The sequence below is a fragment of the Legionella maioricensis genome (assembly GCF_023618015.1).
GTDB lineage: Bacteria > Pseudomonadota > Gammaproteobacteria > Legionellales > Legionellaceae > Legionella > Legionella maioricensis.
Genome location: NZ_JAJKBJ010000025.1, coordinates 1 through 12279, shown reverse-complemented (window position 1 = coordinate 12279; position 12279 = coordinate 1). Strand labels below are relative to the sequence as shown.

The following is a 12279-nucleotide window of genomic DNA, read 5'->3' as shown; positions in this document are numbered from 1 at the left end:
TGTTCTTGCCAACAAGGTCATTCTGGGTATTGTAACCACTGCTCAAGTATAATACACGCAGCGATACCATCTATGGCCGTTTTTTTAAGTTTACGATAACCGCCCTGTTCGAATAATTGTCCTCTGGCTTCTACCGTAGAAAGACGCTCATCTACTAAATGAACTGGTAAAGCAAAACGCTTGCGTAATTGTTTAGCGAAACGACGTGCCGCCGACGTAGTATATAACTCAGTGTCATCAATACATGTCGGTATACCCACTATTAAAGCTTCCGGGTTCCACTGGGTTATCACTTTTTGCACGACATTCCAGTCAGGAATACCTAATTTGGCATCCAGAGTTGATAAAGGAGAAGCACTACAAGTTAATCGCTGACCTACAGCGACTCCAATGCGTTTATAACCGAAGTCAAAACCTAAATAAACACCATCAGGCATGGCCAGCACAAGAGCTAAGTTGATTCATTTTAATTCCCAAAGTTGATCCAGCATATTCCCAACGCGCTTCAAAAGGCACTTCATAAAGAATTTCTGACTTATAGGGGCAAACCAACCACACATTATCCATCACTTCTTTTTCCAATTGATGTTCAGTCCAGGCAGCGTACCCTAAAGTTACCAAAACGTCTTTTGGCCCTCTGTCATCCGCAATTGCCCGGATAATATCATTTGAAGTAGTAACCGTCACCTCATCTTGTAAAAACAAGCTGGAGCGCCAACCACCCATTTGTTTATGAATAACAAACCCTCTCTCCGGTTGAACAGGTCCCCCAAACATTAAAGGCAACCGATTTTGTTCCAAACGAATAGGTTCAATTTGCAATTGTTCGAAAACTATAGCCAAAGGGAATTGCATGGGTCTGTTAATTATCAATCCAACGGACCCCTGTTCATGATGTTCACAAAGGTAAATGACTGTTCGCTCAAAGTTAGGATCTTTTAACGAAGGCATAGCAATTAGCATGTGATTAGCTAGCGAGCTTATAATAGCCATCAGATCCCCCTAAACTTTGTCAGTATTTAATTCTATTATACACCATAAATGGAACATAATTTCGTCAGATAGATATTTAAATAAACAAATAACATTGGTGAAAATTAAATCTCAATCATTTAGCGCCGAGTGCTACAAAACCTAAGCCGGATACATCCATGTCATGCGCCTCTCAACTATTTAGTCGCTCCTGATGGCATGGCATTTATTATTGAAACTTTAATATATAATGTTGAACTTTGAGAATAGGTTCTTCCTGCAGAATAAGATCTAGAGGAGGAATCAGCTTGTTGTCCTCCTTCCGCACTTCCCAGGGAAACCCATTTATTTAAGGGAGCCATTATTGTTGTGTTTAAATTTTGATTATCAAATTGCTGACCACCAGCTGCATTCACTTGTTCTCGAATTCTTTTTAACTTCAACTTAACCTGAGAACCTTTTAAAACAGGAGATACTAATAAACCATTGCGGATGTTACGCTGTTCATAAGAGATACTGGCTCCTGTATAGAAGTCTGTCCCAACAGAGGTAATAATGGGCACTTCCTCACCTGTAGAAATAAAGGCTGACTCCCCACTCATTACTTTTACTGATTGGCTGCGTACCTGTTCTGAGCGAGGTTGGGTACTATAACTGACCGAGTTACTGTTTTGGGGACTGAGCCAATTAGGATCGCCTTGATAGATTGATATATTAAAAGTAACAGGAGGTACATCCACTTGGTGCAATATGGTTCTAATTTGAGTCAGTGTTTCAGGGGCTACTTTGACAATTAAGGTTTGTCCTGAACCGCTCACTTTCTCACCGGATTGTAATAAAGGCTGAATTAATTCAATGACTTTATTGGCTGGTAAATAATTTAGCTCAATCACTTTTGTCATTAAGCTTTGTGAGAACGCATTACTGGCTATAAGCAGCAACAACCCTATCCACCATTGCTTCATTATGAACACTCCCTGTAGATTGATTATCAATAAATCCTTATTATCAATTGTAGCACTATTATCCCCTTCGCAAGGAGGTATAATCAGTAGTTTAGTTCTGTGCAAAGTTTGGGTATAATCCCCCCCAACTTATCTTTATAAGAGATATAAATACCATGGGTAGCATATTCAATATGTTTGGGCCTTCACCAATAAAGCCTATAGAACAACACATCCGAAAAGCATACCAATGTGCCAAACAACTGTATCCATTTTTTGAAGCCGTACTAAAGAAAGACTGGAAAGCTGCAAAAAAAATAAAAGATAAAATAGTTACCCTGGAAAAAGAGGCAGACTTAATCAAACGTGATTTACGTCTTCATTTGCCTACTGGACTTTTTTTACCCGTTTCCCGTACTGATTTATTAGAACTTCTTAGCGCACAAGATCGAATTCCCAATAAGGCTGAAGATATTGCCGGATTGATTATGAGCAGGAAAATGATGATTCCTGAGCCATTAGTCCCTGCTTTTATGCCTTTTTTACACCGCTGTCTGGATGCTTCAAAACAAGCATGCAAAGCCATTAATGAACTGGATGAATTACTCGAAACAGGATTCAGGGGAAGTGAAGTTAAAATTGTTGAAGAAATGATCCTCACCCTTGATGAAATTGAGCATGATTGTGATGAAAGACTTGCTAATATGAGGCATCGCATTTTTGACTTAGAAAAAGAGCTATCTGCAATAGATATAGTGTTCCTGTACAAGCTGGTCCAGTGGACTGGCGAATTGGCCGATCATGCTCAGACAGTTGGTGGTCGCCTTCAAATTCTCATAGCCCGGTAGTCAACTTCTATGGATTATTCACTTATTTATTTCGCTATTGCTATTATTCTTTGCTTTTTGATGACGTGGGGCGTCGGTGCCAATGACTTAGCCAATGTCATGAGTACCACCATGGGTTCAAAGGCCGTAACCGTAAAACAAGCCATGCTTATTGCAATAATTTTTGAATTCGCTGGGGCCTTTTTAGGCGGTAGTGGGGTTACGGAAACAATGCGTGACGGCATCATTAATACCAGTCAATTATCTGATCAACCTTTAATCCTCATTGAAGGCATGCTTTGTGTTTTATTTGCCTGCACCATTTGGATGAATCTGGCCAGTTATCTTGGCGTTCCCGTATCCATTACCAATGCTTTAGTCGGTTCAATGGTTGGGTTTGGAAGCCTGGTACTCGGATCAGATGCAATACATTGGAATCAGGTCGGTCATATCGCTATAGGATGGGTTACTTCCCCCATTATTTCCGGCATCACAGCCTATGCATTGTTTATTAGCATTCAACAAACTATTTTTGTAAAAAGCAATCCTCTGGCAAAGGCTAAACTTTATATACCTATTTATCTCTTTTTAATTGGCTCTATCTTGTCTTTTATCACCGTCTTTAAAGGACTCAACCATTTTGATATCCATTTGAATTTTAAACAAGATTTGGCAGTCACCCTTGCGACCAGTATTATTATTACTATTATTGGGATGATCTTTATCAAACGTATCCCAGAACATCCTAAAATAAGACGCCGTGAACGCTTCATCCAGGTGGAAAAATATTTTGCGGTATTAATGGCAATGACTGCTTGTGCTATGGCTTTTGCTCATGGCTCAAATGATGTGGCATTGGCCGTAGGTCCGTTGACCATAGTCCACAGCCTGGTCATGCACTCTCATCAAGCCTTTGATGCCAATAATTACCCAGCATGGATCATTTTATTTGGCGTTGTCGGGGTAATCACCGGCTTATTGATGTATGGCAGAAAAGTAATCGAAACGGTAGGTAGCGCGATTACCGCGTTAACCCCCAGTCGCGCTTTCGCAGCAACACTATCGGCGGCCACAACAGTTGTTGTTGCTACCAGTACAGGTATTCCTGTGTCTGCAACGCAAACCCTGGTAGGTGCTGTACTTGGCGTGGGCTTGGCAAGAGGTATTGGCGCTTTAAATCTCATCGTCATCCGTAACATCTTTATGTCCTGGGTACTAACCCTGCCTGCCGCGTCAATTCTGACGATTATATCCTATAAGCTATTACATGCTTTTATGGGATAGATTTTGGGTCAACGGAGAAAATTGAATGTATTGGCTTTACACCTATTTCATTAGAATGAGATAGGTGTAAAGCCTCTTGTCAATTTGATTAGTTTAAATGCCAATTTGACTTTGTTTCGCCTCTTCAACTGCTAATAAGGATGGAGAGAGTGCGGGTTGGAAAAAAGAGTTCGTTTGTCCCATCGCGTCTGATTCTTCGTTAGGTACGTGTGGTATTTCTCCGCCAATCAATTGCCGGGGAAACAATATGGAAAGCTCTTGAACGTAAGCGATATGATTATTCATTCTCGCAATTTGAAGCACTGTTTTACCCATTTTGTTTGGCAGAGTAACATCAATTTCAGGAGCATTTGAATAAATGGTATTTAATAAAGTCACATCTCCCTTTTCGGCTGAGGCGTGTAGCAGTGCTTCATAGAAAATCGTTTTTAAATGGTTATAAATATTATTATTTTGGCGTAATTTACCCATAATATAAGGCCAGACTTCATGCATTTTCTCCCAATCCGTCCTCACAATTTGTTCTATTCCCTCCTCATTATCCAATCTCATATTCTTATTTAAAAAATAGTGAGTAAAGGATAGTTTTAGTTCAGAAGACATATCAGGCCAATATTCTAAGGCCAAATGAAACAAAGCATGCATCTCCTCTTCAAACTCATATTTATCATCTTGCAAAAAAGGAAGCTTATTGTTAGACAGAGCTTGCTCAATAGTATTATCGCCAGAAACAGCTATGATTGGCCCTGAGGCATGATATAACTTATTATAATCCTCATCTTCCAAATAAAATCCTACCAAGATTCTGATTTTTTTTGTTGCTGACCAATGTCCAAAACTAATAGTACGCGGTTCTGCTCCGTTGACATTAATTTCTATTGAGCCAATATTATATTTTTGAACATCCTTTTCTAGCATCATCAATTCAAATGCGGGCATTAAAATTTCTTCATTGCCTCCACTAACTCGGGATTTACTTGCAGAGAAGGACCAACCAGCACTTAAATCTTCAGCATCAACTATCTTGGATGGTCGAAGATTAAAAACGTTATTATTATTAATGTGAATTACAATGTCGTTATCTGAGTATTGTTCATGTTTAATACAGTACCAAATAAAATTGATGATACTTGTCCCCCTTTGCAAATAAGCGGGTATTATTTGTGTTTTCTGAATAAAATCAGCGACTTCTTTTTTTCCAACTAATGAGGTTGCATCTGTTCCCAATAAAATATGTAAGTAATTTTGATCTTCAAAACTTAATAATGCCTCTTCTCTAGACATTGCTAATGGAGGTCTTAGTTTAATGCCATAGCGTTGAGCCCTCCTCTGAAGCCCCATCCATCGATCATTTATATTTTTTATTTTTCGTGGCTTATCACGTTCATCAGAGTCCCCTCCAAAACCGCCAAAACTGAAGTCTGCAAAGGTACGCAATCCTGAATGTTCTGAAATATTTACAATAGGGATATTAGGGAAGCAATGCTTTAAAAGAATATTTTTTTGAAAAGTCGTGGTTGCAGTAGATATCTGAAAAATAGTCAAAGCATTATTTAAATTGTTTTGTAATTCTATTTGGCTGTCCATAAACTTTGAAAATTGTTCATTAAGCTGTTCCAATTCAGGATGTTTTTTTTCTACAGTGAAGATAAAAGGTTTTAAGTTAATATTTAATTTATTTATCTTTTTTTCTACGGTTTCTCTTATGTTGGCAAGACAAAAAATCAAAGGAACGATAACTATTCCTGATTGTAATGCTAAAGGATGAAGTTCTTTGGCAATATCAAGCAAATGCTGAAAGTCACCTATGCCATCAGAATGGACGTAATTCATTAAAATAATAGTAGGATCTTTGTGCGGTCGTGGTGGCATATAGATAATTTCTCTTTTAGGCCAAGAGCCTAGCCTTGCAACATGAAATATGTCTCGGGCTTTGGCATCAATCCTAACCCCAATGAATGTATCCATCGAGAATCAGAAATGACTCTTAAGTAATCTGCGGATTGAAGCCCGTGCTGCATTTTCTAATAAGCACTATGGGGAATTTTCTTTAAGAAAGAACATAGCGGCTTAAACTGATATGGGGTAGATAAAGCTCAAATAATCTTCTTATTTTACTCTAACTATTTTTTAATTGAGTCAGTATTTTTGCTTGAAAATAAATAATGTACAACAACAGTGATCGCCTTATAAACCCACTAATTCACTGAGTTTTAACTTTGAATTTCCCTAAGCATCAAGATTAACAATAATTCGCGGTGATTATTGAATAAGCGAATTACGCTTAAAACTCTTCCCAAATTTCACCTTTATCGTTTTTATAATCTTTGTTATCACGCATTTCGGCGATCCGCCCATTTTTTTGAATCTCTTTCATTTGTGAAGCGGATTTTTTATGAGTTGCATCAAATTCAAATAAAAACTTATCATAAGGACTTACATACGCTTTATCTATATCTATATCATTGTGACTCATCATCAATCCAAAATAACTTTATTTAAAATGACCATTTTATCGATTTTTCATCTAAAATACCATTAAACCCTTACAAAGTAATAAAAGGCTAGAAAATGGATTTAAAAAAAGCAGAATTACATGTTCACTTAGAGGGAACAATAACACCTGATTTGGCAGCAAAATTAGCAAAAAGAAATAGGCTGACTCTGCCTGATGGACTTGTCGCCGCAAATGGAACAAGTTATCTCTCTAAAGATTTTCTCGATTTTCTCAAAGTATACGATACCTTGGCCGCAGTCATCAAAGTCCCCCAAGATTACTATGATATTACCTTTGATTATTTAAAAGCTAATGCCATGGAGCAGGCCATTTATGTAGAAATGATGTATTCGCCCGATCATGCCGAACAATCAAGTGGCATTCCCTCCGCAGAACATCTGGCAGCAATCCAGCAAGCCATTGATGATGCCAAACATCAATTTGATATTGTGGGGCGTATCCTCATTACAGCAGTACGCCATTATGGAGTAGATGCCGCAGAGCGCGTCGCGCGACAAGCCCATAAAGACAGATTCCCTTGTGTCACCGGTTTTGGTTTAGGCGGAGATGAAGCCAACTTCCCCCCTAAACTCTTCAAAAAAACATATGAAATCGCATTTGACGCAGGACTACAATGCACTGTGCATGCAGGCGAATTTGCTCCAGCAGGTGGGATGGTAGAAGCGATGGAAAATCTGCCTATTAAACGAATAGGACACGGAGTAAATTGCATTTACTCACCAGAGACCATGGCCATGGTAAAAGATAGAGGGATTGCTTTGGAAATTTGTCCCACAAGTAACATCTTCTTAGGATTATTTAAAAATATGAAGGAGCATCCCTTACCTAAATTTTATGATGCGGGAATAAAAATTAGTATTAACTCAGATGACCCGCCCTTTATGAACACTACATTGGCCAAGGAGTATCAGCGGGTTCAAGAGTCTTACCAATACAGTGATGAAATAATGAATAAAATAACCGCTATGGCCATAGAGTCAGCCTTTGTGGATGAAAAAACAAAGCAAGAGTTACTTGCAAAAATCTAAGCTAGAAAATAGGGTTAATACTTCACTGCCTCCCTTATAAAATAGCGGGTGCGGTGAAAAATAATCAATAAAACCCGAATAAATCCTACCATTAAGGTATTATTGATTAATATTGTGCACTTTTTTTCAATATCCCAGTTAGACAAAGAAAGGGAAATCATTTGGTAAGTAGTTCAGTACCTGCTACTATTATTTTATTTTTCAATTAGATCTCATGAAAAAACACCAGTTTGACCTTATTGTTCTGGGCGGAGGCAGTGGCGGGATAGCCAGTGCAGTCAGGGCGGCAAAATATGGCGCAAAAGTGGCTGTTGTGGAACAAAGTTACTTGGGCGGTACTTGCGTTAATTTAGGCTGCGTTCCTAAAAAAATCATGTTTAATGCGTCAATGATTGCTGAAAATATTCATAAATGCAGTAATTATGGATTTGCTCCGATCAATTTAAAACTTAATTGGAATAAACTGGTTAACAATCGTAATCACTATATTGAGCGCTTAAGAGAGAACTACGCTAAACTTTTTAAAGAGTATAAAATTACTCTACTCCATGGTGCGGGCCTGTTTCATGACGAACATTCCATTACAGTTGAAAATGCTACCTACCAAGCGAAACATATTATTATTGCTACTGGTGGAGAGCCTTCACTACCGGTAATTGATGGAATTCACCATGTTATCGATTCTGATGGTTTTTTTTCTCTGACCAAACAGCCTAAAAAAGTAGCTGTTATCGGTAGTGGTTATATTGGAGTGGAGCTTGCAGGGGTTTTGCATGGTCTGGGAAGCGAAACGCATCTCTTAATGAGAGGCAATAGACCTTTAAGTCGATTTGATCAGATGCTTGGCGATACGTTACTGGAAATCATGCAACGGCAAGGAATTAATATTCACTCCAATCATAAAGCACAGACAATTAACCTCCAGAGCGATGGGAGAAAAACAATTGTCTGCCGAAGTGGCGCGATAATTCACGATATAGACGTCATTATCTCTGCGGTAGGAAGAAAACCAAGAACCAGCCATTTAAATCTCGATAAAATATCAGTTAAAATGGACCCGCAAGGATTAGTGCTGGTTGATAGCTTCCAAAACACTTCCGTAAACGGTATTTATGCTATAGGAGATGTTACTAACGCACCTGCGCTTACCCCTGTGGCCATAGCTGCTGGACGGCGTTTGGCGGATAGGCTTTTCGGCAATCAACCCAATGCGTGCTTAAATTATGATAATATATGCTCAGTAGTATTTAGCCATCCTCCAGTCGGTTCTGTGGGTCTTAGCGAACAGGAAGCTCTGGAAAAACATGGTAAAGAGAACATTAAAATTTATCATACTCGATTTAATCCTTTGTATGATGCGTTAACTGATGATAAAACACCTACGGCAATGAAATTAGTGACTTTGGGTAAAGAGGAAAAAATAATCGGCCTGCATGTCATTGGTTACGGTGCAGATGAGATGCTTCAAGGTTTTGGAGTAGCGGTAAAGATGGGAGCTTGCAAAAAGGATTTTGATAATACAGTAGCCATTCATCCTACCAGCGCTGAAGAATTTGTAACTATGGTATAAATAATATGTCTGATTCAATTCGTGAGTTTCAGGGTAAATACCCAAAGATAGGCAAAGCAGTATATATTGATCCTGCAGCCGTGGTCATAGGGGATGTCACATTAGGGAATGATGTATCTGTCTGGCCAATGGCGGTAATTCGCGGTGATGTCAATCATATCATTATAGGTGACTCTTGCAGCATTCAAGACGGCGCCATTCTTCATGTTACTCATGATGGTCCTTACACTGCAGGCGGTAAACCATTGTTGCTTGGTCGAGGAATCACCGTAGGTCATCAAGCAGTATTACATGGTTGCACTGTGGATGATTATTGTCTTATCGGAATGGGGGCCAAAATTTTAGATGCGGTTCACGTCCAGCAACAAGTAATAATAGCAGCAGGAAGTGTAGTGCCTCCAGGTAAAATATTAGAAAGCGGCTACTTATATCTAGGAAATCCAGCGCGCGCCACCAGAAAATTAACCCAACAAGAATTGGAACAGCTGGAATATTCTGCAAGCCATTATGTACGATTAAAAAATCTTTATCTAAATAAATAACATCTGAACGAATATTTTCCCCCAAAACTTGCCCTATCTACATTTGACCTTCTTAGCGGTCTTATGTCTCAATACTCTGTGCGCCTATGTCCTGCGTCTTGCCCGCTGGCTCCAATTTCTGGATGCCGCGAACAAGTCGCGGCACGTAGGCATGAAGAAAAACACGCGGAAAAACTTAAGCATCTGTAGCCTTGATGGTAAAACGGAATCAAGGTTTTCTTTTCCCAAAGAAACCTTGGTTACCCCTTGGCTACAAGTAATATCAGAATCAAGCGCAGGCAGGTTCTACTTACAGAACAGGACAAAATCCGGATTGATTTGAAGAGGCAGGGGAAAGTTGTTCATTGGCATTAGCCATAACTTTTAGCACCTCTTGTAACTGCTCAGGAAAGTTCTTTTCAAATTCAGTATTAATATATAAATCACCATCAAAAAATTTATTATCCCCATTAACACTCACTTTTCTAAAAGCGATAACATCCCTCCAATCCAAACCACCAGGTAAAGAATATTCTCTCTCTGCTCCATGTTGCCCCTCACCTACTTCTATAGATTTCGCATGCACAAGACCTCGTCCTCTGACCAAATAAACAAACCCTGCTGTTTGATCCTTCGCGATTCTCGATATTTTAGTTGAAAAATTAGTTGCTACACTTATAGAATCAGTAAACGAAACAAAACCACTCATATTCTGAGTGGTCGTGAGTCGATGAAAATCAATGTCGAGAGGATTATTAAAATTCCCCGGCAATTGTTCCATCTCAACCTCTGATTTCCCCCAGTTTTTATTGGCAGAAGCTGCTGCACGATTGGATTGGTAATCGCTCAAGTGCTCCATTAATTCTTGTATGTCGTCTTTACAGGCTGTAATTAACTTTTGGTCATTGGTGGTGTCTATGATTTTTTGCAGGGCAACTATTTTTTGGATAGTAATTACTTCGTCTTCAGTAATTACTTTTTTCAGTAGCATATCATCTAAAATCAGATTTAATCTATTCAGTTCTACTTGATCTTCACAACGATCAATTTGCTGTAAAAGAGTTTCGGCATCCATAGTTGCTACTGGATGAAACCCTCCACAAGACTTTATATGCTCAGGAGACCGGGTATCTCCGCGTAAAAGGCATATCGTTTGATTTGAGTGTGAATATTTATCGGACATATCGGGCTTAGAGAAAAAAGTAGCATAGGGTAATTCACTACTTTCTTTATCTGGAGGTGTTGGTAATTTAATGGTTGAACTCAACCTCATATTCCCTGCTAATGAATTGCTCTTCTTATCACTCTTGCTATTATCATTACTGCAAACATAGGTTGAAAACTCAGGAAATTGTTCTCCAGTTTCTGTTTTTGATGTGAAATGCACGCTTTTATGTTGTTCTGCTTTAATACTTGCAGCAAAATCCCTTGCATATTGTTCCCTATCAAGCACAACCTGAGCATAAATATCATAAGGAAGACCCATAACTCTAATCACGTCAAGATCAAAACCTTTCAACTTAGCCAAAGAGCGAATAATCCATCCATGAACTGCAGCACCACCACGTTGCAAAAACATATACCGCGATAAATCGTATGCAAGCAAGCCAATTTTTTTAAGCGCATCTTCATCCTTACAACTGGCTTGCTTGATTTCATTAAATAATTGTTCTTTTTCAGCTATCAGAAACTCATAAAGTTCATAACTCATAAAGTCATGTACTACTGATATCTGCACAGTGGAATTTTTTTTATGCGTTACCGGATCTTCCGTAGTAATCACGTATAAATAGGTTATTAAATCTGGCGGAATTTGTTCTTTTAGTGCAAGGTCTAATATACTACCATTCCCTGTTGAGCTACTAAAATTTTTAATCAACGAATTATCATAGGAAAACTCAGTAATGCTTACCAAATCACTAGGCTTAGACAAAGCGTGTAGTCCTGTTTTTGCCACTACCTTGTCAACTTCACTTTGATTCTTTATTACTCTAACTTTTAACTTTTCCTTTTGAGATAATAAGATGACCTTCAAAAGCTCATTTTTAACTAAATCAGGAGCGCCCCCTGCAAAGTTTTGGTCATCATATTTATCTGACCTTAAATAGTGAGTCTCTCTCAATGAGTTTCTTATTGTTCCAAATTGGTTAGCACTCTCGTCTTTTTGTTCTTCTGCTATCAACCCCCGCTGTTTACGGGAAAAATTGTAAATTGCAGATAAAGAAACTCCTGACTGAATATTTTCTATGATCTTTTGTTCGATTTCTGCTGATTTTTTTGCCCATTTATCTTGGGCTGCTTCAGCAAATAATTTTACGCGCGATTCTTCCGTCCGCGCACCAATAGATGTTACCGTCAGTCTTCTCTTCATAATAGAGTACCTAATAATAGGCCCAAAAAATTTTGTTATCTAAAGATAGATATAGATCATTATAGAACAACTAGATTGAAAAGAACTTGCTAAAAAATCAATAGCTCCATTAAGGTCTGCTAAAATTTGAAGTTACACAAACTTTTTTCATTATTTAATGTGGGTTGGGCTATTAGCCCAAAAGCCTGTTGGGCCAAGGCCCAAACTACAGTAAAAAAAAGCGGCCATTAAGCCGCTTTTCAAG

General features: G+C 38.6%; 11 protein-coding genes. 5 read left to right on the top strand and 6 right to left on the bottom strand.

The window, feature by feature from the left end:
* Positions 1-17 precede the first annotated feature (17 nt).
* The 3 genes from ruvX to LOX96_RS15060 all read right to left on the bottom strand — a co-directional run bounded on the left by ruvX (position 18) and on the right by LOX96_RS15060 (position 1937).
* On the bottom strand, positions 18-437 hold the full coding sequence (gene ruvX / locus LOX96_RS15070) for a Holliday junction resolvase RuvX (protein ID WP_250423815.1): 420 nt from the start codon (positions 435-437) through the stop codon (positions 18-20).
* Positions 430-993 carry a YqgE/AlgH family protein gene (locus tag LOX96_RS15065; RefSeq protein WP_250423806.1) on the bottom strand — a complete coding sequence of 188 codons (564 nt, stop codon included), beginning with the start codon at positions 991-993 and terminating at the stop codon, positions 430-432. The genes ruvX and LOX96_RS15065 overlap by 8 nt, the downstream gene beginning before the upstream one ends.
* Positions 994-1169: 176 nt before the next feature.
* A complete protein-coding gene (locus tag LOX96_RS15060) occupies positions 1170-1937 on the bottom strand; it encodes a type II/III secretion system protein (protein WP_250423804.1) in 768 nt (255 codons plus the stop codon).
* Between the two features lie 173 nt (positions 1938-2110).
* Here LOX96_RS15060 and LOX96_RS15055 point away from each other — a divergent pair, with 173 nt between their 5' ends.
* Positions 2111-2764 (top strand): TIGR00153 family protein, encoded by a 654-nt coding sequence (locus tag LOX96_RS15055; protein ID WP_250423802.1) that lies wholly within the window; start codon positions 2111-2113, stop codon positions 2762-2764.
* Between the two features lie 9 nt (positions 2765-2773).
* Positions 2774-4027 (top strand): inorganic phosphate transporter, encoded by a 1254-nt coding sequence (locus LOX96_RS15050; RefSeq protein WP_250423800.1) that lies wholly within the window; start codon positions 2774-2776, stop codon positions 4025-4027.
* Positions 4028-4120: 93 nt separating this feature from the next.
* Here the strand turns inward: LOX96_RS15050 and LOX96_RS15045 are convergent, their stop codons facing one another.
* The gene (locus tag LOX96_RS15045; protein WP_250423798.1) at positions 4121-5995 is read right to left on the bottom strand and encodes a hypothetical protein; all 1875 of its coding nucleotides are present in this window, start codon (positions 5993-5995) and stop codon (positions 4121-4123) included.
* Between the two features lie 316 nt (positions 5996-6311).
* Positions 6312-6503, bottom strand: coding sequence for a CBU_0585 family protein (locus LOX96_RS15040; protein ID WP_250423796.1), 192 nt, complete (start codon positions 6501-6503; stop codon positions 6312-6314).
* A gap of 95 nt (positions 6504-6598) precedes the next feature.
* On the opposite strand from LOX96_RS15040, the gene LOX96_RS15035 reads away from it, so the two are divergent.
* The 3 genes from LOX96_RS15035 (at position 6599) to LOX96_RS15025 (ending at position 9685) form a co-directional block, all read left to right on the top strand.
* On the top strand, positions 6599-7573 hold the full coding sequence (locus tag LOX96_RS15035) for an adenosine deaminase (protein ID WP_250423795.1): 975 nt from the start codon (positions 6599-6601) through the stop codon (positions 7571-7573).
* Positions 7574-7787: 214 nt separating this feature from the next.
* Complete coding sequence (gene gorA, locus LOX96_RS15030; RefSeq protein WP_250423793.1) at positions 7788-9143, top strand: glutathione-disulfide reductase; 1356 nt, start codon at positions 7788-7790, stop codon at positions 9141-9143.
* Between the two features lie 5 nt (positions 9144-9148).
* The gene (locus LOX96_RS15025; protein WP_250423791.1) at positions 9149-9685 is read left to right on the top strand and encodes a gamma carbonic anhydrase family protein; all 537 of its coding nucleotides are present in this window, start codon (positions 9149-9151) and stop codon (positions 9683-9685) included.
* 289 nt (positions 9686-9974) lie between these two features.
* Here the strand turns inward: LOX96_RS15025 and LOX96_RS15020 are convergent, their stop codons facing one another.
* Positions 9975-12035: a hypothetical protein gene (locus tag LOX96_RS15020; protein ID WP_250423789.1), complete on the bottom strand. Its 2061-nt coding sequence runs from the start codon at positions 12033-12035 to the stop codon at positions 9975-9977.
* Positions 12036-12279: the final 244 nt, after the last annotated feature.